The following is a 22512-nucleotide window of genomic DNA, read 5'->3' as shown; positions in this document are numbered from 1 at the left end:
GGCTAAAATTTAACTAGTAGCTGTTTTGTAAGTTTCAAAACTAGCTTTTAAGTTTCGTTTGATTATAATATATCTTTCGAAACGAAACTTATTAGAACGATTTATGAATAAACGTAACACTCAACAGCGTCGACATAGCATTATTAGCCTGCTTAATGAGCAAGGTGAAGTCAGTGTTGAGGAGTTATCCTTACGTTTCGAAACATCAGAAGTGACTATTCGCAAAGATCTAGCCACTTTGGAAAAGACTGGCCTACTCCTGCGCCGATACGGCGGAGCTATTGCTGTACCGGATGAAGTCACTCAGCAGTTTAGCGCCAAGATCCCACCCAATAAGCTGTCTATCGCAAAGGTTGCTGCGGAACTTATCAATGATCATAACCGGATTATTATCGACAGTGGCAGCACCACATCAGGTATCGTCGGTGAGCTCAATAGTAAACGTGGATTATTGGTGATGACAAATTCACTCGCGCTCGCGAATGCAATTCATGAGTTAGAGAACGAACCAACACTACTAATGACAGGTGGAACCTGGGATCCACACTCTGAATCTTTTCAGGGGCAGATAGCCGAGCAGGTGCTACGGTCATATAACTTCGATCAGCTGTTTATTGGCGCTGACGGTATTGATCTAGAGCGCGGCACAACCACCTTCAATGAGCTGACTGGACTGAGTAAGGTCATGGCTGAAGTATCGCGAGAGGTTGTTGTCATGCTTGAATCTGAAAAGCTGGGTCGGCGTATTCCTAACCTAGAGCTGCCTTGGAGCAAGATTAGTGTATTGGTTAGTGACGACAAGCTGCCGAGAGAGGCGGTAGACATAATTTCTCAACATGGGGTGCGAGTCATTCTTGCACCTTATGCAGGGTAACACTTCTGTGTGAAGTCACCCATTTCCAAATTAGTTTTAATTTTAGTATCAATTTAACTCTTACGAGTCTAGGAAAATAGTATGTGTGGAATAGTTGGCGCAGTAGCGCAAAGGGATGTTGCAGAAATTCTAGTGGAAGGATTAAGAAGACTGGAATATCGCGGTTATGACTCTGCAGGTGTGGCAGTGCTCAATAATGGTGAATTAAGTCGTACTCGCCGCGTAGGTAAAGTGCAGGAGTTATCATCGGCGCTCGAAGAGTTCCCGCTAGCGGGTGGTACTGGTATCGCGCACACTCGCTGGGCAACGCATGGTGAGCCGAGTGAGCGTAATGCACACCCACATGAGTCAGAGGGAAATATTGCCGTAGTCCATAACGGTATTATTGAAAACCACAATAAGCTGCGCGAAACGCTAAAAGGCTTAGGTTATACCTTTGCATCAGATACTGACACAGAAGTCATCTGCCACTTAGTTCATCACGAACTTAAGATACATGACACGTTACTTGCAGCGGTACAAGCTACGGTTAAGCAGCTAGAAGGTGCCTATGGCACCGTTGTTATCGACCGTACTGATAGCGAGCGTATGATCGTTGCACGCTCAGGTAGTCCACTGGTTATTGGTTATGGCTTAGGTGAGAACTTTGTTGCTTCTGATCAGCTAGCATTACTACCAGTGACGCGCTCTTTTGCTTTCCTTGAGGAAGGTGATGTGGCTGAAGTGACTCGCCGCGAAGTAAATATATTCGATGTTGACGGCAACGCTGTTGAGCGTGAAGTGAAAGAGTCTGAAGTTACTCATGATGCAGGTGACAAAGGTGAATACCGTCACTACATGCTAAAAGAGATCTATGAGCAACCAACTGCAATCGCCCATACACTTGAAGGCCGTATTGCTGGCGGTAAGGTTTTAGATTCTGCCTTTGGTGAAAACGCCGCAGAGTTTTTAAAAGATATTAAACACGTACAGATCATCGCTTGTGGTACCAGTTATCACGCCGGTATGGCCGCACGTTACTGGTTAGAAGATTGGGCAGGCGTTTCTTGTAACGTCGAAATTGCCTCTGAGTTCCGTTATCGCAAATCACACCTATTCCCGAATAGTTTATTAGTGACTATTTCACAGTCGGGTGAAACCGCTGACACCTTAGCAGCAATGCGTCTAGCTAAAGAGATGGGTTATAAAGCAACGCTGACAATCTGTAATGCACCAGGATCATCATTAGTACGTGAATCTGACATGGCTTATATGATGAAAGCTGGCGCAGAGATTGGCGTTGCATCAACTAAAGCCTTCACTGTGCAGCTTGCTGGTTTACTCATGCTTACGACTGCAATTGGTCGTTACAATGGCATGTCAGCAGAGATGGAAGCGGATATCACTCAAAGCTTGCAATCTATGCCTGCAAAAGTAGAGCAAGCATTGAGTTTAGATGATGCCATCGCTGAACTGGCAGAAGATTTTGCTGATAAGCATCATGCATTGTTCCTCGGTCGTGGCGATCAATATCCGATTGCGATGGAAGGTGCGTTGAAGCTGAAAGAGATCTCCTACATTCACGCTGAAGCTTATGCATCAGGTGAGCTTAAACATGGTCCACTAGCGCTTATTGATGCTGATATGCCGGTGATTGTCGTTGCGCCAAACAACGAGCTGCTTGAAAAGCTTAAATCTAATGTTGAAGAGGTACGTGCTCGTGGTGGTTTGATGTATGTATTTGCGGATAAAGATGCTGAGTTTGAATCAGATGACACCATGAAGGTGATCCCTGTTCCTCACTGTGATGAGTTTATGGCACCGCTTATCTACACTATTCCTTTGCAGTTATTGTCATATCATGTGGCATTAATTAAAGGGACTGACGTTGACCAACCACGTAACTTAGCCAAATCGGTTACTGTAGAATAAAATAATTATTCAGAGTTTATCTAATAATATAAGCCTCCTTTAGTGGGGGCTTTTTTATGTATTTAAAATTATGGTTAATGAGATGGTTTGAGGTTTTAAAAGGTAAAAACCAAATTTGCTAATTCTTAATTAGCAATCACTAACACTGCTTGTGGTTCAGTTATCGTTAATTATTTAATACCTATATTAAAGAGTGTTTAATTACTAGTTAGCCCCTTTGTTAATAATTTGATATAGATCTAAGTATTTTAGATTTTTCTAAGGTATTGAATTTGTTTGTAAATAAATAATTACACTCGCTCTCGATATTTTGTATTTTTTTCGATATTAAACTTAGCTAGTTATTGGCCTGATTGTTTTTATTTTAGATTATTAGTCTTATCTCGCATATTTATACGCACTCTGCGTACTTAATAACTCTCCTATTTGTAAAACTATTGTTTGTTGTATTGTGTATATCGTAGTCGTGTATAAAATATACCTAGTGGTTTTTACAGAAAAATAACGAATAGGCCACATCTGCAAGAAGGTGTTAATACACCAGAATCTTATTCTAATAATGTAGTAGGTAGTATTATGATGAAAATGAATTCGATTTCTTTTGCGATAACAGTTGCTATTGGCTCAATGCCTTTTACTGCTTTTGCGCAAGACGATGACAATATTGAAGCGGTTGAAAAAGAGATAGAAGTTATTCAGGTTACCGGTTCTAGAATTGCTAGAACTGATATGGAGGGGGTTGATCCTGTCGTTGTGCTTTCAGCTGACGATATTGCCGCTCAAGGGCATGCAAACGTATTTGATGCGTTAAATTCCCTCGCCCAGAATACCGGTCAGTTTGTTGGTGAGGAAAACTCAAATAACTTTAATGCGAATGCACAGGCAATAAACCTAAGAGGTTTCGGTTCTGGTTACACATTAACACTCATCAATGGTCGCCGTATTCCAGTACTACCTAAGCCTTCAAGTGGATTGGGAGGGAACGTCGTCAATTTGGCTATGATCCCAACTGAAGCGGTTAAGCGGGTTGAAATTCTCAGTGGTGGCGCTTCCGCTATTTATGGCTCTGATGCGGTTGCGGGTGTTGTGAATGTCATTTTAAAAGATGACTTGGATTATACCAAGGCTACAGTGCGTTTTGGTGACACTAAAGATGGTGGCGGCCAAAGTAAGAAGTTTACCTTTAGTACTGGTGGGCAATTAGACAAGCTCAGCTACACAGCCGTTGTTGAAGTTGATCAGCGCGATCCTATTTATGGTAGTGATCGAGATTGGTTTGACGAACCAACGGATGGTCCAAATGTAGAAAATCATGCTCTTCCCCAGGCAATGTCTTATTGGGGGCGTTATGAACCGAATGCTTGGATGCTAAAAGACCTATCTGGTCGTTGCGAAGAGCTTGGTTACGAAAGTGTACAACCGGGTTGGCTCTCTGATGATAGCCATGGCGATCCAGACCCATATCTCTGTGGTGATAATGTATATAACACTTACACCATTCGTAATTCACGCGATAACGTATCTGCTTTTGTAAATTTAGATTATGAACTTGATGACGGCCGCTTGTTTGCGACATTAATCGGTACTCAGTCTTCAGCTGATGCAGGAGTTGGGCGTTATAGCTATGGGGTTGATTACGACGTAAGGACTGACATCAATGACAGTAGCACTCACCAAGCGAGCCGACATGCTTATCGTACGTTTAGAAACTTCGAAGTGCCCACTTCAAACCAAGAGTATGATGAAACTGCTCTGATTGGTATTTTTGGTATCGAGGGTTTGATTGCGGATGATTATGATTACTCGGTAACTTTCACTGCTAGCCAATATGATTATGAAGACTCTATCGTGCGATTTGATGATCAAAAAATGATGAGCTTATTGTTTGGTGAGAAAGGTGTTGATTGGGATCAGCCATGGGATGGCAGCCGTTGGGTAGTGGTTAACGAATCGCAGTTAAATGATAACTTCGAGCCAGATAGCGGGATTGATTTCTTTGGCAAGCTTACCCCTGACATGTTTAACGATGCTACGCATGAATCTGTAGGAGAGGGGGATTCCTATCTATACAGCCTAGTGTTTGACTTGACTGGTACCTTAGTCGAGATGCCTGCTGGTGATCTGCAGTTTGCGTTTGTCACTGAATATACTAAAGAGGGTTATAAGTTCGATACCGATGAGAAAACCATTAACGGTGAAGTTTATGGTTGGAGCGGGATCTCTGGTGATGGCGAACGTGATCGTTATGCGGTCGCTGTTGAGCTCGCCGTGCCGTTAGCCGATTATGACAGTGGAATCGGATTTTTAGAGGCTAAACTAGCAGGCCGTTATGATTACTATGATGATGAGTCTGGTGTGGGTGGTGCATTTACTTATCAAACAGGTCTATCGTGGCGCCCGATAGATGAGATATTAGTGCGAGGTTCGTATGCTACCTCATTTAGAGCACCAGATATGAACTATATGTACGCGGGTGAGAGTTCATCATTTGTGTCTACTACTGACTACCTAACTTGCGCCCAAAATGAAAATTTGACTATCGGTCAAGGTTGGGGGGATTGCAGTAATGACTATGGCACGGGCAGTATTCGCCAATACTCTCAAGGGGATTTATCTTTAGAAGAGGAAACGGGTGATAGTATCAACATAGGTTTTGTCGTTGATATTACAGACGATTGGTCGGTGACGGCTGATTATTATGAAATTAGCCTTGAAAAGAAGATTGGCTCAATTGGTGCTGGAACGGTATTGCGCTATGAGGCTGAGTGTACGCTTGGGTTCGATCAATACGGTAATACCATTGATCCTAATTCGGCTAAGTGTCAAGAGATGGTGGGTCGAGTCACTCGCGGTGGAAAAAATGGCGGTGTTGTCTCAACAGTAACGAGTCCATTTAACACTGGTATGCGTGAGCAAAAGGGAATGGATTTATCTTCAAGTTTTAATTATGAGTTTGAGCGGTTTGGATCGATATTCTTTAACCTCAATTACACTCACATCTTTGAGACTAACGAGAAGTATCTACCTGAAGATGAGGTTGAAGATATTAGAGATGCACAGTGGAATAGTGAGTTTAGAACCCATACAACAGGGACGCTGGGTTGGTATAACGACTACCTCACCTTATCACTGTTCGCCAATCGTTTAGGAAGTTCTCCGGTTGCCACATCAGATGATCCTAATGAGCGTTATGATGCTTGGACACGCTATAACTTAAACGCTAACTATCAGATAACCGATAGTTTTAGTCTTACAGCATCCGTAGTCAATCTATTTGATGAAAAGCCACCTCAACATGAATCCGAAGAGTGGTGGCCGTTTGCTGATATATCTAAATACAATGCTGTTGGTATGGAATACTTTGTTACAGCAAGCTATACCTTTTACTAAATTTTAAATTAGCTTTAATTGATAAAGGCCAGCAAATATTGCTGGCCTCTTTTTTTATATCACTCTGAAAGCTAAATTTATGAGTTTACTTTTCTGCAGCGCCCTTCTCTTTCGATATCTTAATATCAAAGTTATCGAGTAATAATAAAGTGTCAGCGATTGCGGCTTTGAGTTTACCTGCTGGTGGCGAGCTGAGTTTTTTAGCTTGTTTTAATGATTCTCGCCGAGTGACAAATTCAAGCATGGTTTCGAGTTTTTCAGGACAATCAATATCAAGAGGAGGGAGCTTTTTAGCTGAGGCATTATTATAAATTTCGAATTCACTTTTTAAGTGTTCTTGAGCTTCTCTGATTCTTTCCATATAAGTTGTAACCCCTGTATATGATTTAACCCATAGTTCGAAGCTAACCGATTAACATAATTTAAACAAGTTAGCCTGCAAAAGTTAGCTCATTTGAGGGGGGCGATTTCTAATAAACAGTTGTTTTATACTATTTCTTTGTAAGTAGGCTAATACTGTAGGTATTTCTAAATTGAAACTTATCACCAGCGAGTATTAGCGCTTTGGTTTTTGGCAGTTCTTCTAGGGGGAGCCCTTTAGACAGCAAAATAAGTAATGCTTGCGAGATATGTTTTGTTTCCGAAACATGAGATTTTGTATTGTAAAATTCGACCTGCATATTAGTCCTATAGACACAGTATTAATCGGCTGGTGCTGGGTTGAAGTGCGAGTTGACAGAGTCAGCAAGCAGGTAGCTGAATTTACGCGATTGATTCTATTTGGCAAGTATTAGCGCTTTATAGCGTTAAGTCGATCTTTTATGAGTGAGTGTTTTGTTTTAGGAGATTAGGGGCTGTTGATCTTTCGAGCTTAGTTTTTGTTCGGTTCTTTACCGTAAGGAATAATGCTTCTAGTACAAGGCTTGAGCGATAAAGCTTAGCTGGCTAAGTGAAAAGCTCATAACACCGTAATAGAAGCATTGAATCGAACCCAAAGGGCCGCGTTTCTTGGCTATTTTTACTGTGTTGTAGACTATTTGTGGAGAATAACTAAACGGCATAGCCTCCGCCTTGTCAAAATAGCCAATAAACTGCGGCAAAAAAAACCGTGAAAGATCAACAGCCCCTAGTCACGCTCATACAGGGTATGGCGTGACTATTGATCGTTACTGTTTATCCAAACTCACCGCTAACATAACCCTGAGTTCGCTGGTCGACTGGTTGATTGAATATTTGACTGGTTTCGCCGTGTTCGACTAATTCGCCCATCCAGAAGAAAGCTGTTTTATCTGAGATCCGTTTAGCTTGATTCATAGAGTGGGTCACTATCACTATGGTGAACTTCTGTCGCAATTCGTCCATCAGTTCCTCTATTTTGTGAGTCGCAATTGGGTCGAGTGCACTGGTGGGTTCATCCATCAAAATCACTTCTGGTTTCATGGCGATAGTGCGGGCTATACACAGTCTTTGTTGTTGCCCGCCAGATAAGCCTTGACCTGGAGAGTCGAGCCTATCTTTAACTTCGTCCCACAATGCTGCACTACTTAGTGCTTCCTCGACTGCATCATCTAATACTTTCTTATCCTTTACACCTTGAGCTTTGAGTCCAAAGGCAACATTTTCATAGATGCTCATTGGAAAAGGATTAGGCTTTTGAAAGACCATTCCAACCCGCATTCTTAGTTGCTTAACATCTACATCTTGATAGATGTTATCTCCTTCAAACATCACATCACCTTCTATTTTTACGCCAGCGACTAAATCATTCATGCGATTTAGGGTGCGCAGCAGTGTTGATTTCCCACAACCTGAGGGGCCTATTAATGCAGTAACCTGCCGTGAAGGTATAGGCAGTGAGATATCCTTTAGCGCATGGTTATCGCCATAAAATAGGTTTAAGTTGTTCACTTCTAGCTTATTCATTGGGATAACCTTTTAATGTTTGTTCATGTGTGTCGCGATTAGTTTTGTTGTCATGTTGAGAAGTAATACCAACACTATCAGTACGGTGGCTGTTGCGTAGGCTTGATCCCATTCATGCTGGGTAAAGAGTTCTTGAGTTAGCTTATACAGGTGAACGGTTAAGGTTCGGCCTGAATCGAGCACTGATTCTGGGATCTGAGTTACCATACCCGCGGTTAAAAATACTGGCGCAGACTCGCCAATTACTCGACCGGTACTTAAGATTATTGAGGTGACAATGCCAGGCAAAGCACTTGGTAAAATAAGGCGGTATATCGTATAGATTTTAGAGCTGCCAAGGGCGTATCCACCTTCACGGTAACTCATTGGTACGGCCAGTAATGCTTCTTCGGTGGTACGAATAATTACCGGCAATATCAACATTGCCAAAGTTAATGACCCTGAAAGGATTGAGAAGCCTAAGCCTAATGTAGTGACGAAGAACGTCATGCCAAATAGACCGTAAACAATCGAGGGGATCCCTGCGAGTGATTCGGTACAGAAACGAATGGTTTTAACGACTTTACTGCCAGGCGCCGCATATTCAGTTAAGTATATTGCGGTCATTATGCCGATTGGCGCTGCAATGGCGAGTGACAACCCCACCATATAAACGGTAGAAACTATCATGGCCCAAATACCAGAAGCTTCGCCTATGCGGGTGTATGCACCAGTGATGAACTCCCAGCTAACGTGTGCTAAACCGTTACTTAAAATATGCCAAACAACCCAAAGCAAAAACAAGATGGTGATGGCGGCAGCGCTCCAGATTGCTGCAAACAGCAGTTTGTCTTGTCGTTCTCTATTAAAAATGCGTTTATCTTGAAGCATTAGTAGCTCCTCGTACGGTTTAGATATAACAAGCTGGCGTTAAGTAACACAATGAAAACCAACAGCACTATGCCTGTTGAATAGAGTGCGCTGGAGTGGATTCCTGTGGCATAAGACATCTCCATCGCAATATTAGCGGTTAATGTTCTAGCGGGCTCAAGTATTGAACCTGGCATTGCTGGTGCGTTGCCCATCACCATAATAATGGCCATGGTCTCGCCGATAGCACGGGCGATACCTAATGCCACTCCAGTAAATATGCCACTACGCGCTGCGGGAACAAGTACTTTAAAAATGCTGTAGATATGCGATGCACCAAGTGCTAATGCGCCCTCTTTATAAACAGGCGGTAATGCGCGTAATGAAGTTTCAGAGATGGTTATCACTGTTGGCAATATCATGATTGCCAGTACAATTATCCCTGCTAGAATAGTGTTACCCGCAGGGATATTAAATAGGGTTTCGATAGCTGGGACGATTATCACTAGTCCAAAAAAGCCATACACCACTGAAGGTATACCGGCCAATAATTCGACCGCTGGGCGTACTATATCTGCTAGCCATTTTGGTGCCAACTCAGCTAAAAATACAGCAGTTAAGATTGCGATAGGGACACCAATTACAACAGCTCCAGCAGTTGATATTAGGGTCGATACTATCATCGGGAATATGCCGTAAAGAGCTGGTGGTAACCATTCTCGACCTAATACTAGGTTGACGATGCCCGCTTCTTTAAAAGCGGGTAACCCCTCTTGGAATACAAACCACCCGATAGTGGCTACAGAGATTACACCTACCATGGGCGCTTGCTAAGAAAAGCAGATGGAAAAACATCTCCTTCCAATCAAAATTCTTTGCTGGGGCGAGTTGCATTCCTTGCGCTCGGGCTTTACTGGCTGTGTTCATCGCTTTGTCTCGACATATTGCGGCTGACGCTAAATGGAATAAACAAAGAGAAGCTTACGCCCCCCTCCGTTTATCATTGATGATTATTGAACGCGGATATAACCTTCGCTTGCGACAATTCCTTGGCCATCAGCTGACATAATGTACTCAATAAAATCTTGCGCTGTGCTTGGGGCATTTTTATCCATTAACACAATAAATGGACGTGCAATTTGGTAGTCGCCTGCAGCTATGTTGTCATCTGTTGCGGCAACACCATCAACATCGATAGCGCGCAAACTGTCATCAACACTGCCTAATGAGATATAGCCAATAGCGTATGGATTGTTTGCTACAATGGTTTTTATCATACCGTTACCATTACCCACTTGAGCGGTAGGGATGATCGCAGTGACTTTGTGGCCGTTAATCGTACGCTGCAGTTTCATTATCTCTTCAAAAGCCCCGCGAGTACCCGAACCATTTTCACGGGTAACCACTACAATTGGGCGAGACTCTCCGCCAACCTCACTCCAGTTTTTGATTTCGCCACGATAGATTTTTGAGATTTGCTCTTGGGTTAAGTTCTTTACTGGATTAGCATTATTAACCGCTGCAGCAATGCCATCCCTTGCGATAACTATCTCTTTAGTATCACTGCTCAATTCGCTCTGTTTTACGTTACGAGATGACATGCCTATCATGCTGGTGCCATCTTTTGCTGCGCGAATGCCTGCTGAAGAACCAGTGCTCTGAACTTCAACATTTTTGTTCGATACGTTTTGATAATTTTCTGCCAGAACTTCCATGACATGGGCAACAGAGGTTGAGCCAGATACCGTAACAGTACCTGCTAAAACCTGCGGTGATGCCATCAAACCTACAGCAGTTAATAAGCCAATAACTTTTTTCATCACTTTTCCTACTCTGTTTTAAGTTGTCTAAATACGAAACCAAATTAGTGCCTCACTGAAGGCGATTGCATTAAGACAGAGAAATATGACAGTTAAGTGACAGTATTTTGTGGCCAGAGAGGATAGGTGGCTGGTGGATATTTGCATTACTTGAGTAAAGTTGACGGGCTTTCTTAAATTAACAAAATTTAAGAGTAGATTTCTTAAGCCTTTTATTTTGGAGGTGGTTAAATGGTGGTACTGGCTAGAAGCTAGATTTTGAAGCTAAGTGGGTTTTGGGGTTTTAGTGGTTCATCTGTGATTCAGTTTGAATTAATAGTTCGACTGGCTTTCTGTAGTATATTTAGGGCTGAAGAATGTTTGATAAATAAATTATTAAACTTTTATTACAGTCGTTGTTTGATCCAAATTCGCTTGGTTTATTATCTCTTTCCATCTCAGTGATAGAGATACAATTATACTAAGCTTCATAAACTGTTCGCGCCCAATTTCACCACTTTTACTTAAGGAAGCTTTATGACCACTGAAATGATCATGATTGGTATGTCTATTTTGATCGTGGTTGGAATATTGTTGCATCATCCCTCAAGAACCTTAGGCATTCCTTCGTTGCTTATCTTTATGGGGGTAGGGCTCATGTTAGGTAATGGTGAGTTTAACTTTGTCTATGATGACTTAGACAAAACTGCTTGGATAGGTGGTTTAGCGCTGAACATGATTGTTTTTGTCGGCGGCATTAATACTTCTACAGACAAAATAAGAGTGGCTTATAAAGAGGGAGGCGTCTTAGCCTCTTTTGGGGTGCTGTTTACCACTTTCTTTTTCGCGATAATTCTATATTGGTTATTGGATTTTGATTTCATCACCTGCCTGCTATTTGCTGCCATTGTGTCATCTACAGATGCTGCAGCGGTATTCTCAATTCTTGAATCTAAAAAGCTCAAACTTAAAGAGCAAACCGATACCGTATTGGAGTTCGAATCAGCGACTAACGACCCGGTAGCGATGTTACTGGTTATTTTCTTAACCGATATGGTGCTTTCTAGCAGCAAGAGTGTAGTGGCATCTGAAATAGCTTTAGAGTTAGTAACCCAAATCGGTGTCGCTATGGTAGTCGGTTTTGGTATTGCTAAGGTGGCCGTTTGGTTATTGAACCGTATTCACCTATCTGAGTTTGGCCTCATTCCGGTGTTTGTGCTAGCGAGTTTTATTATTGCGACTTATGGTGCAGAAGTTCTCGGAGGTAATATCTTACTGGCTTCATACGTTGCAGGTGTGGTGATAGGTAACGGGATTAAGCGGGGGCAATTAGTTAATCTGCACTTCTTTAACAGTTTATCTTGGCTAGCGCAGGCGCTGATGTTTATTGTGCTGGGTTTACAGATCTTCCCTCAGTCGTTAGCGGGAGTATTTCTGAGCTCTCTATTACCAGCTATTTTATTGATACTAGTCGCTAGACCTTTAGCGGTGCAGATCTGTTACTTACCTTTTGTTAAAGCAAGCTGGAAAAAGCGCTTATTTATCTCATCTATAGGCTTAAAAGGGGCGACGCCTATCGTATTTGCATTGATACCTGCAGCTGCAGGCGTTCCTGGGGCGCTTGATATCGTGCATATGGTGTTCTTTATCGTGCTGTTTTCTGTGTTTATCCAAGGAGGAGCTATTGCGCCGCTGGCTAATAAACTCGGCTTGAATAACGCTGACAAAGACTAGGGGCTGTTGATCTTTCACGGTTGTTTTTGCCGCAGTTTATTGGCTATTTTGACAAGGCGGAGGCTATGCCGTTTAGTTATTCTCCACAAATAGTCTACAACACAGTAAAAATAGCCAAGAAACGCGGCCCTTTGGGTCCGATTCAATGCTTCTATTACGGTGTTATGAGCTTTTCACTTAGCCAGCTAAGCTTTATCGCTCAAGCCTTGTACTAGAAGCATTGAATTCGAACAAAAACTAAGCTCGAAAGATCAACAGCCCCTAAGAGTGTTTCAATTAGTTATACAGTCGCGTTTTGCAGGGCATTTTTAGACTCAATGTGTTTCCATACTTTTTCATGGAAATAGAAAACAATAGTGTTTACAGCGGGCTCAATTAAAGCAACAGCGCCACCTATAACAATGCTACCAGTTAATAGATAAGTAATCGTGAATGCAACGCTAAAGTGAAGAATCGCAAAAGTCATGGTCTTAGTCATAATGGAGCTCCTTTAAAAGTTATCCAGATGATAACGATTATCATTTGCGTTTTAAAGGGGCTTGTATAGATAAGTTTGATTGGTATATTCGATTGGAAAGATAAATTGGTTATAAACCCACCAATAAAATTAATGTATTGATGGGTTTACGCGTATTTTAATTAGCGACTAATACTGTAAATTAGTAGTGCCATGGAAAAGATGAGAAGTCCTGCTCACGCTTTTCTAAGAATGCATCACGCCCCTCTTGTGCTTCTGGGGTACCATAGGCTAAACGAGTAGCTTCACCCGCAAACAGTTGTTGGCCTACCAATCCATCATCAGGCAGGTTAAAACCGTATTTAAGCATGCGCATCGCTGTTGGTGACTTTGAGTTAATCTCTTTTGCCCAATTTAGTGCTTCAGTTTCAAGATCAGCATGGGGAATTGCGCGGTTAACCATTCCCATATCAAAGGCTTCTTCAGCGCTATAGTTAAAGCCGAGGAAGAAAATCTCTCTTGCACGCTTTTGACCAATCATTTTGGCTAAATAGGCGCTGCCGTAGCCAGAGTCAAAACTGCCAACATCAGGATCGGTTTGCTTGAATACCGCATGCTCTTTTGATGCTAAGGTGAGATCACAAACTACGTGTAAGCTATGACCACCACCGACAGCCCAGCCAGGTACAACCGCAATGACTACTTTTGGCATAAAGCGGATTAGTCGCTGTACTTCAAGGATATGTAAACGACCCATGCGAGCAACGTCAGCGGTACCCTCTTCTGCACCTTCATATTTGTAACCGTCTTTACCACGGATCCGCTGATCGCCGCCAGCGCAGAAGGAGTGCTGTCCTTTTGCTGATGGGCCATTACCAGTAATCAATACGCAACCAACATCTGACCATTGGCGAGCATGGTCAAGCGCTGTATAGAGTTCATCGACAGTTTTTGGACGGAATGAGTTTAAGCAGTCTGGTCGGTTTATCGCAACTCGAACTGTTCCCTGATCTTTAGCTCTGTGGTAGGTAATATCTTCGAAATTAAATCCAGGAACAACATCCCATAATGCAGGGTCAAAAATGTCAGATACTTTATCAGTCATGAGCGGCTAGCCTTTTCATTTCGTTGAATAACAATAATGGGTAAAGGCTAGGCGGAATCAGATCTCAGGTCAATTAGATTAGTCACTAATCCGTGAGCTGAGATCGACCATAATGCAATAAGAATACATTTACTTCAGCTTGTCACATATATAGGTTTGGTTTTCTTTACTAAAGTTACTGTGCTTGTCTGCACCATTGCCACAGTAATCCTGCTTGAAATCATCCAACTTAGCTTGTGACTGAGTAATAACATTAAGTGCTTGTTGCTCGGTCGCTGAAAGTCTATCTGCTATATCTGTTTTAAGAAGGTCAACACTGTGGTCGATTCGCTGTAGTTGCGTCCCTGTCATACTATCAAGCTTACTTTCAGCCTCTTGATACATAGCCTGAACTTCGGCAACAGGCTCATCCAATGTATCTGTTTCTGTATAGAGGTAATAAAGGATACCGCCAATTAGTGCCAATAAAATCCAGCCTTTCATCAATTAGTCCTATATAGGTGAATAACTTGTAGTATAAGCGTTATAATAAGCTAGTTTTCTAGCAATATTAAAGCTGTAAGGCTACAAAATGAGCGCAGAGCAAAATAAAAAAGATTTTTCAAAAGTAGAAAGAATCAAAATTCATCAACCTGACGCCAATAAAGCGGACAGGTTTAACCCTCGTAATCGCATCTATGTAAGAGCGGTTGAGGGGCTATGGACAACCTTGCGTCGCCAATTGGGCTGGATAGCAATGTTGTTCTTTTTATTGCTGCCGTGGATCCCATGGGGTGATCGTCAAGCTGTCTGGTTTAATCTAGCTGAACAAAAGTTTCATGTCTTTGGATTAACTATTTGGCCACAAGACTTCACTCTCCTAGCTGCATTGCTAATGATCGCCGCATTTGGGTTGTTTTTCATCACCACCTATTTAGGTCGAGTTTGGTGTGGTTATACTTGCCCGCAAACTGTGTGGACCTTCATTTTTATGTGGTTTGAAGAAAAGCTCGAAGGATCGCGCAATAAACGCATGAAGCTTGATCAGATGCCGTGGAGCTTCGACAAGCTTAGGCGAAAAACAGCAAAGCACAGTGCTTGGCTGTTGATATCATTGCTTACGGCGATGACATTTGTTTCCTATTTTGTTCCTACAAGAGAAGTCTATGTAGAGGTATTTACGCTTAACGCCAGTGGCTCTGTTTATTTTTGGGTTATTTTCTTTACTTTTGCTACATACGGTAATGCTGGATGGATGCGTGAGATCATGTGTTTGCATATGTGTCCATATGCTCGCTTTCAATCTGCGATGTTTGATAAGAACACTTATATAGTAGGTTACGACACTAAACGAGGTGAAACTCGTGGCCCAAGATCTCGAAAAGCTGATCCTAAAGAGATGGGCTTGGGTGACTGTATAGACTGTGATTTATGCGTTCAGGTTTGCCCTACTGGTATAGATATTCGTAACGGCTTGCAGTATGAGTGCATCAACTGTGGTGCTTGTATTGATGCTTGTGATACCACTATGAGTCGTATGGGTTATGACAAAGGATTAATTAGTTACACTACTGAGAATAAGCTAGAGGGTATAAACGAGAAGGTTCTTCGTCCAAAACTTGTTGGCTATGGCGTCATTTTAGCGGTAATGGTTTTGGTCTTTGTATATGCTACAGCCACAATTGCTCCTATTCGTATTGATGTTATCCGTGACCGTAATCTTTTATTCAGAGAAACCGATGCAGGGTTGATCGAGAACACCTTTACCTTAAAGGTCCTTAATAAGACCGAAGATACTCATTTATATAACCTGAGTGTAGAAGGCTTATCGAATTACAAGTGGATTGGACCACAACAAGTAACGCTCAGTGGCGGTGAAGTATAACGCTGCCAATCAGTATTGCGGTAGACCCAGTTGAGCTTTCTAGAGCGATGACGCACATCAACTTTGAAGTTGAAACTGATAATGGTGAGATTGAAGCAAAGCAAGAGTCGCGCTTCTTCGGTAACTAATAGAACAGCTTAAACAGATAAAAGGGGCTTTTAGCCCCTTTTTTGCGCGTATCGTTTGAGAATTGCCCGCTTAACCATTTTATTTCATTTTTTCTCATTTAGCCCCTTGTGCTCTTGTTAGATTTCCCTATAATGCGCATCCACTTACACGGCACAGCAGGCCAACTACTTAGGTAGTACGGGACTTGCAGCAGTGTTAGAGAGATTAACTTCTTCGGAAATTAGCCTCAGGTGACAATCGCTTTAAGGGCTTCGGGTGATGATGGATTTCACGAGAGTGATTAAGAAATCAACGCTTAGAAAACTTCTTAAAATAAGCGCTTGACGCCGACACTGGAGAGTGTAGAATACGCCTCCTCAAGCCAACGACCTAGCGTCTTCGGCGAAGTATGAAAGATGACTTCACGCTCTTTAACAATATGACAAGCAAATCTGTGTGGGCACTCACAGGTGTTGAGTTATTCGAAATTGCATCTTAGATGCAATCAAAAATATTTCTCAATGAACCACTGAGTGACCATAGCAATATGTAAACTTTGAATATCTTCGGATATTTGAAAAACAGTATAATTCATTGAGCCGTTTCACTCTTAACCGAGTGGGGCAAAAAACTTTAATTGAAGAGTTTGATCATGGCTCAGATTGAACGCTGGCGGCAGGCCTAACACATGCAAGTCGAGCGGTAACACAAGGGAGCTTGCTCCTGAGGTGACGAGCGGCGGACGGGTGAGTAATGCCTAGGTATCTGCCCAGTCGAGGGGGATAACAGTTGGAAACGACTGCTAATACCGCATACGCCCTACGGGGGAAAGGAGGGGACCTTCGGGCCTTTCGCGATTGGATGAACCTAGGTGGGATTAGCTAGTAGGTGGGGTAATGGCTCACCTAGGCAACGATCCCTAGCTGGTCTGAGAGGATGATCAGCCACACTGGAACTGAGACACGGTCCAGACTCCTACGGGAGGCAGCAGTGGGGAATATTGCACAATGGGCGAAAGCCTGATGCAGCCATGCCGCGTGTATGAAGAAGGCCTTCGGGTTGTAAAGTACTTTCAGCGAGGAGGAAAGGTTGTTGGTTAATAACCAACAGCTGTGACGTTACTCGCAGAAGAAGCACCGGCTAACTTCGTGCCAGCAGCCGCGGTAATACGAGGGGTGCAAGCGTTAATCGGAATTACTGGGCGTAAAGCGTACGCAGGCGGTTTGTTAAGCGAGATGTGAAAGCCCCGGGCTCAACCTGGGAACTGCATTTCGAACTGGCAAACTAGAGTCTTGTAGAGGGGGGTAGAATTTCAGGTGTAGCGGTGAAATGCGTAGAGATCTGAAGGAATACCGGTGGCGAAGGCGGCCCCCTGGACAAAGACTGACGCTCAGGTACGAAAGCGTGGGGAGCAAACAGGATTAGATACCCTGGTAGTCCACGCCGTAACGATGTCTACTCGGAATTTGGTGTCTTGAACACTGGGTTCTCAAGCTAACGCATTAAGTAGACCGCCTGGGGAGTACGGCCGCAAGGTTAAAACTCAAATGAATTGACGGGGGCCCGCACAAGCGGTGGAGCATGTGGTTTAATTCGATGCAACGCGAAGAACCTTACCTACTCTTGACATCCAGAGAATTTTCCAGAGATGGATTAGTGCCTTCGGGAACTCTGAGACAGGTGCTGCATGGCTGTCGTCAGCTCGTGTTGTGAAATGTTGGGTTAAGTCCCGCAACGAGCGCAACCCTTATCCTTATTTGCCAGCACGTAATGGTGGGAACTTTAGGGAGACTGCCGGTGATAAACCGGAGGAAGGTGGGGACGACGTCAAGTCATCATGGCCCTTACGAGTAGGGCTACACACGTGCTACAATGGTCGGTACAGAGGGTTGCAAAGCCGCGAGGTGGAGCTAATCTCACAAAGCCGGTCGTAGTCCGGATTGGAGTCTGCAACTCGACTCCATGAAGTCGGAATCGCTAGTAATCGTAGATCAGAATGCTACGGTGAATACGTTCCCGGGCCTTGTACACACCGCCCGTCACACCATGGGAGTGGGCTGCACCAGAAGTAGATAGCTTAACCTTCGGGAGGGCGTTTACCACGGTGTGGTTCATGACTGGGGTGAAGTCGTAACAAGGTAGCCCTAGGGGAACCTGGGGCTGGATCACCTCCTTACCTATACGACTAACTCACATCTGTTAGTAAGAAATTACGTTGAGTGTTCACACAGATTGCTTGTTAATGAGCAAACATATCCTGCCTTGTTGCAGTGATATCGTTCTTTAAAAATTTGGAAAGCTGATAGTGTTAATCTGAAAGGGATAACAGCTACGATTTATCGTATTGTTATTTATAGGATTAACGCGAAATTAAAAAATTGAGTTCTAAACACTTAAACATTAAGTGTCTTGGCTTGTGACTTAACGGTTACGAGTTAAAAATTCTAATTTTGGCGAAAGTAGAAACCATTAGTTACGATACGACTGTTTTGAGCTTACCCGCTTAAAACAACGGATATCTCTCATAGAGACTTATTTGGGTTGTATGGTTAAGTGACTAAGCGTATATGGTGGATGCCTTGGCAGTCAGAGGCGATGAAGGACGTAGTAACTTGCGAAAAGCGTTGGCGAGCTAGTAACAAGCATTTGAGCTAACGATGTCCGAATGGGGAAACCCACATGCATAAGCATGTATCTTTAACTGAATTCATAGGTTAAAGAGGCAAACCCGGGGAACTGAAACATCTAAGTACCCGGAGGAAAAGAAATCAACCGAGATTCCCCTAGTAGCGGCGAGCGAACGGGGATTAGCCCTTAAGCGTAGAGGGTGTTAGTGGAATGTGTTGGAAAGCACAGCGGCACAGGGTGATAGCCCCGTACATGAAAACTAACTTTACGTGAAAACGAGTAGGACGGGACACGTGACATCTTGTCTGAACATGGGGGGACCATCCTCCAAGGCTAAATACTCCTGACTGACCGATAGTGAACCAGTACCGTGAGGGAAAGGCGAAAAGAACCCCTGTGAGGGGAGTGAAATAGAACCTGAAACCGTATACGTACAAGCAGTGGGAGCGGTTCTTGAGACCGTGACTGCGTACCTTTTGTATAATGGGTCAGCGACTTACATTTTGTAGCGAGGTTAAGCGAATAGCGGAGCCGTAGGGAAACCGAGTGTTAACTGCGCGTTTAGTTGCAAGGTGTAGACCCGAAACCCGGTGATCTAGCCATGGGCAGGTTGAAGGTTGAGTAACATCAACTGGAGGACCGAACCGACTTATGTTGAAAAATGAGCGGATGACTTGTGGCTGGGGGTGAAAGGCCAATCAAACCGGGAGATATCTGGTTCTCCTCGAAAGCTATTTAGGTAGCGCCTCGTACGAATACCATTGGGGGTAGAGCACTGTTAAGGCTAGGGGGTCATCCCGACTTACCAACCCTTTGCAAACTCCGAATACCAATGAGTACTATACGGGAGACACACGGCGGGTGCTAACGTCCGTCGTGAAAAGGGAAACAACCCAGACCATCAGCTAAGGTCCCAAAGTTATTGCTAAGTGGGAAACGATGTGGGAAGGCTTAGACAGCTAGGATGTTGGCTTAGAAGCAGCCATCATTTAAAGAAAGCGTAATAGCTCACTAGTCGAGTCGGCCTGCGCGGAAGATTTAACGGGGCTAAGCAATACACCGAAGCTATGGGTACTAGTGTTTACACTAGTGCGGTAGAGGAGCGTTCTGTAAGCCGTTGAAGGTGAAGGGGTAACCCACACTGGAGGTATCAGAAGTGCGAATGCTGACATGAGTAACGATAAAGGGAGTGAAAAACTCCCTCGCCGAAAGACCAAGGGTTCCTGTCCAATGTTAATCAGGGCAGGGTGAGTCGACCCCTAAGGCGAGGCCGAAAGGCGTAGTCGATGGGAAACAGGTTAATATTCCTGTACTTCTGCTAACTGCGATGGAGAGACGGAGAAGGCTAGGCTAGCGCGGCGTTGGTTGTCCGCGTTTAAGGCTGTAGGCTGTGTACTTAGGCAAATCCGGGTACACACTAGGCTGAGAGTTGATGACGAGGTCCTAAGGGACTGAAGTAGTTGATGCCATGCTTCCAGGAAAATCTTCTAAGCTTCAGGTTAGTAGGAATCGTACCCCAAACCGACACAGGTGGTTGGGTAGAGAATACCAAGGCGCTTGAGAGAACTCGGCTGAAGGAACTAGGCAAAATGGTACCGTAACTTCGGGAGAAGGTACGCTGCCGGCGGTGATGGGACTTGCTCCTTAAGCTGTTGGCAGTCGCAGATACCAGGTGGCTGCAACTGTTTATCAAAAACACAGTACTGTGCAAACTCGCAAGAGGAAGTATACGGTATGACGCCTGCCCGGTGCCGGAAGGTTAATTGATTGGGTTATCTTCGGAGAAGCTCATGATCGAAGCCCCGGTAAACGGCGGCCGTAACTATAACGGTCCTAAGGTAGCGAAATTCCTTGTCGGGTAAGTTCCGACCTGCACGAATGGCGTAATGATGGCCACGCTGTCTCCAGCCGAGACTCAGTGAAGTTGAAATTGCGGTGAAGATGCCGTATACCCGCGGCTAGACGGAAAGACCCCGTGCACCTTTACTATAGCTTGGCACTGAACATTGAACCTACATGTGTAGGATAGGTGGGAGACTTTGAAGCTTCGTCGCTAGATGGAGTGGAGTCAACCTTGAAATACCACCCTTGTAGTTTTGATGTTCTAACCGCGGCCCCTGAATCGGGGTTCGGGACAGTGCCTGGTGGGTAGTTTGACTGGGGCGGTCTCCTCCCAAAGAGTAACGGAGGAGCACGAAGGTTGGCTAAGTACGGTCGGACATCGTACGGTTAGTGCAATGGCATAAGCCAGCTTAACTGCGAGACATACACGTCGAGCAGGTACGAAAGTAGGTCATAGTGATCCGGTGGTTCTGTATGGAAGGGCCATCGCTCAACGGATAAAAGGTACGCCGGGGATAACAGGCTGATACCGCCCAAGAGTTCATATCGACGGCGGTGTTTGGCACCTCGATGTCGGCTCATCACATCCTGGGGCTGAAGTCGGTCCCAAGGGTATGGCTGTTCGCCATTTAAAGTGGTACGCGAGCTGGGTTCAGAACGTCGTGAGACAGTTCGGTCCCTATCTGCCGTGGGCGTTGGATGATTGAAGGAAGCTGCTCCTAGTACGAGAGGACCGGAGTGGACGAACCGCTGGTGTTCGGGTTGTTATGCCAATAGCATTGCCCGGTAGCTACGTTCGGAATCGATAACCGCTGAAAGCATCTAAGCGGGAAGCGAGTCCTAAGATGAGTCATCCCTAGGAATTTAATTCCTCTAAAGAGCCGTTCGAGACTAGGACGTTGATAGGTCAGGTGTGTAAGCGTTGTGAGGCGTTGAGCTAACTGATACTAATGACTCGTGAGGCTTAACCATACAACCCTGATGGGTTTTTGTATGAGACTGATGTTTTTACCTCATCGAAGTTAGAACTACTCTGAAAAGAGTGACACTTAATGTGGTGTCGAACTCAATAATTTAATATTTACTTGCCGTAGCGAGTAACAGCTTTCTAAATTTGCCAAATTTGTCTGGAAACCATAGAGCTGTGGTCCCACCTGATCCCATTCCGAACTCAGAAGTGAAACACAGTATCGCCGATGGTAGTGTGGGGTTTCCCCATGTGAGAGTAGGTCATTTCCAGGCGCCTAATTAAGTCGTTTATTTAATTGCAGTGATGTTTCACATAAGACAAATAAATACATGCACGGTTTTGCTGATATGGCTCAGTCGGTAGAGCGCATCCTTGGTAAGGATGAGGTCCCCAGTTCGATTCTGGGTATCAGCACCATTTTAAAAGAATTTGTTTGGAAACCATAGAGCTGTGGTCCCACCTGATCCCATTCCGAACTCAGAAGTGAAACACAGTATCGCCGATGGTAGTGTGGGGTTTCCCCATGTGAGAGTAGGTCATTTCCAAGCGCCTAATTTCTCGTTAAGAGAGTATTAAGCCCGTTGCTAACGCAACGGGCTTTTTTACGTCTGTAATTTGAATCTGTTAATTATAAAGCTATAGCCCTTAGCGTTACACTGATAGTGATGTGGCTGATATATCCATGTGTGGTTAGAGCATTTTTAGGCGGCTTTGTATTCTCGAAAGAGAGGCGATATGTCTCTAGCACTTTTTGCTAGTTTTTTCGTTTAACGGATCTTTGAACTGGAAACTCGATCATAGGAAGTAAAAAGCCTAAATATAGTGAGACTCATATCCATGTGTTAAGCAGTAAATAGCTCTTGTATATAGAGCTTTCCACATCCTTGGTAGTTAAGGGGGCAGGCGCCTACGTTTATTAATATCTGTCTCGTGTAGAGAGTTGAAAGCTCACTAGCAGGTGATGGGCTTTTTTACATCTGTAAATTGAGGTTTGAGATACAGTGATGATGGCAGAAAAATTGCTATCACAACAAACATAGCTGTTTGAGTACGCGCCT

At 43.9% G+C, this 22512-nt stretch carries 14 protein-coding genes, 1 tRNA gene, 4 rRNA genes and 1 pseudogene; 11 read left to right on the top strand and 9 right to left on the bottom strand.

Features of this window, described 5'->3' with window-relative positions:
- The first annotated feature begins 103 nt into the window (after window positions 1-103).
- From SWP_RS22860 to SWP_RS22850, 3 genes are all read left to right on the top strand, one after another.
- Complete coding sequence (locus SWP_RS22860; RefSeq protein ID WP_020915088.1) at window positions 104-874, top strand: DeoR/GlpR family DNA-binding transcription regulator; 771 nt, start codon at window positions 104-106, stop codon at window positions 872-874.
- Between the two features lie 81 nt (window positions 875-955).
- Window positions 956-2785: a glutamine--fructose-6-phosphate transaminase (isomerizing) gene (gene glmS, locus SWP_RS22855; protein ID WP_020915087.1), complete on the top strand. Its 1830-nt coding sequence runs from the start codon at window positions 956-958 to the stop codon at window positions 2783-2785.
- Between the two features lie 576 nt (window positions 2786-3361).
- Window positions 3362-6175, top strand: a complete 2814-nt coding sequence (locus tag SWP_RS22850) for a TonB-dependent receptor plug domain-containing protein (protein WP_020915086.1) — start codon at window positions 3362-3364, stop codon at window positions 6173-6175.
- 85 nt (window positions 6176-6260) lie between these two features.
- Here the strand turns inward: SWP_RS22850 and SWP_RS22845 are convergent, their stop codons facing one another.
- The 6 genes from SWP_RS22845 to SWP_RS22820 form a co-directional block, all read right to left on the bottom strand.
- The gene (locus SWP_RS22845; protein WP_020915085.1) at window positions 6261-6536 is read right to left on the bottom strand and encodes a hypothetical protein; all 276 of its coding nucleotides are present in this window, start codon (window positions 6534-6536) and stop codon (window positions 6261-6263) included.
- A gap of 550 nt (window positions 6537-7086) precedes the next feature.
- Window positions 7087-7236: a hypothetical protein gene (locus SWP_RS24305; RefSeq protein WP_187148514.1), complete on the bottom strand. Its 150-nt coding sequence runs from the start codon at window positions 7234-7236 to the stop codon at window positions 7087-7089.
- Window positions 7237-7348: 112 nt separating this feature from the next.
- Window positions 7349-8098 (bottom strand): phosphate ABC transporter ATP-binding protein PstB, encoded by a 750-nt coding sequence (gene pstB, locus SWP_RS22835; RefSeq protein WP_020915082.1) that lies wholly within the window; start codon window positions 8096-8098, stop codon window positions 7349-7351.
- A gap of 12 nt (window positions 8099-8110) precedes the next feature.
- Window positions 8111-8968 carry a phosphate ABC transporter permease PstA gene (pstA, locus tag SWP_RS22830; RefSeq protein WP_020915081.1) on the bottom strand — a complete coding sequence of 286 codons (858 nt, stop codon included), beginning with the start codon at window positions 8966-8968 and terminating at the stop codon, window positions 8111-8113.
- Window positions 8968-9768, bottom strand: a complete 801-nt coding sequence (gene pstC, locus SWP_RS22825) for a phosphate ABC transporter permease subunit PstC (protein ID WP_020915080.1) — start codon at window positions 9766-9768, stop codon at window positions 8968-8970. The genes pstA and pstC overlap by 1 nt, the downstream gene beginning before the upstream one ends.
- Before the next feature lie 189 nt (window positions 9769-9957).
- Entirely contained in the window at window positions 9958-10767 is an 810-nt protein-coding gene (locus SWP_RS22820; protein ID WP_020915079.1) for a phosphate ABC transporter substrate-binding protein, read from the bottom strand.
- Window positions 10768-11283: 516 nt separating this feature from the next.
- On the opposite strand from SWP_RS22820, the gene SWP_RS22815 reads away from it, so the two are divergent.
- Together SWP_RS22815 and SWP_RS24300 are read left to right on the top strand one after the other, a co-directional pair.
- Window positions 11284-12480, top strand: a complete 1197-nt coding sequence (locus tag SWP_RS22815) for a potassium/proton antiporter (protein ID WP_020915078.1) — start codon at window positions 11284-11286, stop codon at window positions 12478-12480.
- Between the two features lie 65 nt (window positions 12481-12545).
- Window positions 12546-12695: a hypothetical protein gene (locus tag SWP_RS24300; RefSeq protein ID WP_187148524.1), complete on the top strand. Its 150-nt coding sequence runs from the start codon at window positions 12546-12548 to the stop codon at window positions 12693-12695.
- Between the two features lie 65 nt (window positions 12696-12760).
- On the opposite strand, the gene SWP_RS22810 is transcribed toward SWP_RS24300, so the two are convergent.
- From SWP_RS22810 to SWP_RS22800, 3 genes are all read right to left on the bottom strand, one after another.
- Window positions 12761-12958, bottom strand: a complete 198-nt coding sequence (locus SWP_RS22810; RefSeq protein ID WP_020915076.1) for a DUF2061 domain-containing protein — start codon at window positions 12956-12958, stop codon at window positions 12761-12763.
- Between the two features lie 181 nt (window positions 12959-13139).
- Window positions 13140-14042: a 1,4-dihydroxy-2-naphthoyl-CoA synthase gene (locus SWP_RS22805; RefSeq protein ID WP_020915075.1), complete on the bottom strand. Its 903-nt coding sequence runs from the start codon at window positions 14040-14042 to the stop codon at window positions 13140-13142.
- 129 nt (window positions 14043-14171) lie between these two features.
- Window positions 14172-14525, bottom strand: a complete 354-nt coding sequence (locus SWP_RS22800) for a hypothetical protein (protein WP_020915074.1) — start codon at window positions 14523-14525, stop codon at window positions 14172-14174.
- 88 nt (window positions 14526-14613) lie between these two features.
- Between SWP_RS22800 and ccoG the strand changes: the two are divergent.
- The 6 genes and pseudogenes from ccoG to rrf (SWP_RS22770) all read left to right on the top strand — a co-directional run bounded on the left by ccoG (window position 14614) and on the right by rrf (SWP_RS22770) (window position 22002).
- Window positions 14614-16034 (top strand): annotated as a pseudogene (ccoG, locus tag SWP_RS22795) (cytochrome c oxidase accessory protein CcoG).
- Between the two features lie 614 nt (window positions 16035-16648).
- Window positions 16649-18190 (top strand): 16S ribosomal RNA (locus SWP_RS22790).
- Between the two features lie 371 nt (window positions 18191-18561).
- Window positions 18562-21456 (top strand): 23S ribosomal RNA (locus tag SWP_RS22785).
- Between the two features lie 154 nt (window positions 21457-21610).
- Window positions 21611-21726, top strand: a 5S ribosomal RNA gene (gene rrf, locus SWP_RS22780).
- Window positions 21727-21795: 69 nt separating this feature from the next.
- Window positions 21796-21871: transfer RNA gene (locus SWP_RS22775), tRNA-Thr, on the top strand.
- 15 nt (window positions 21872-21886) lie between these two features.
- Window positions 21887-22002, top strand: a 5S ribosomal RNA gene (gene rrf / locus SWP_RS22770).
- The 16S, 23S and 5S rRNA genes sit together here with 1 tRNA gene alongside, the layout of an rRNA operon.
- Window positions 22003-22512 lie beyond the last annotated feature (510 nt).

Origin of the sequence: Shewanella piezotolerans WP3, assembly GCF_000014885.1 — a bacterium.
Classification (GTDB): Bacteria; Pseudomonadota; Gammaproteobacteria; order Enterobacterales; family Shewanellaceae; genus Shewanella; species Shewanella piezotolerans.
This window is presented reverse-complemented; position numbering and strand designations above follow the sequence as displayed.

Excerpts from the sequence above, each read along its gene's own strand:
- SWP_RS22815 (WP_020915078.1), top strand. The coding sequence starts at position 11,284 with ATGACCACTGAAATGATCATGATTGGTATGTCTATTTTGATCGTGGTT.
- pstB (WP_020915082.1), bottom strand. The coding sequence starts at position 8,098 with ATGAATAAGCTAGAAGTGAACAACTTAAACCTATTTTATGGCGATAAC.
- pstC (WP_020915080.1), bottom strand. The coding sequence starts at position 9,768 with ATGGTAGGTGTAATCTCTGTAGCCACTATCGGGTGGTTTGTATTCCAA.
- SWP_RS22805 (WP_020915075.1), bottom strand. The coding sequence starts at position 14,042 with ATGACTGATAAAGTATCTGACATTTTTGACCCTGCATTATGGGATGTT.
- SWP_RS24305 (WP_187148514.1), bottom strand. The coding sequence starts at position 7,236 with ATGCCGTTTAGTTATTCTCCACAAATAGTCTACAACACAGTAAAAATA.
- SWP_RS22810 (WP_020915076.1), bottom strand. The coding sequence starts at position 12,958 with ATGACTAAGACCATGACTTTTGCGATTCTTCACTTTAGCGTTGCATTC.
- SWP_RS22860 (WP_020915088.1), top strand. The coding sequence starts at position 104 with ATGAATAAACGTAACACTCAACAGCGTCGACATAGCATTATTAGCCTG.
- SWP_RS22850 (WP_020915086.1), top strand. The coding sequence starts at position 3,362 with ATGATGAAAATGAATTCGATTTCTTTTGCGATAACAGTTGCTATTGGC.
- SWP_RS22800 (WP_020915074.1), bottom strand. The coding sequence starts at position 14,525 with ATGAAAGGCTGGATTTTATTGGCACTAATTGGCGGTATCCTTTATTAC.
- glmS (WP_020915087.1), top strand. The coding sequence starts at position 956 with ATGTGTGGAATAGTTGGCGCAGTAGCGCAAAGGGATGTTGCAGAAATT.
- SWP_RS24300 (WP_187148524.1), top strand. The coding sequence starts at position 12,546 with ATGCCGTTTAGTTATTCTCCACAAATAGTCTACAACACAGTAAAAATA.
- SWP_RS22820 (WP_020915079.1), bottom strand. The coding sequence starts at position 10,767 with ATGAAAAAAGTTATTGGCTTATTAACTGCTGTAGGTTTGATGGCATCA.
- SWP_RS22845 (WP_020915085.1), bottom strand. The coding sequence starts at position 6,536 with ATGGAAAGAATCAGAGAAGCTCAAGAACACTTAAAAAGTGAATTCGAA.
- pstA (WP_020915081.1), bottom strand. The coding sequence starts at position 8,968 with ATGCTTCAAGATAAACGCATTTTTAATAGAGAACGACAAGACAAACTG.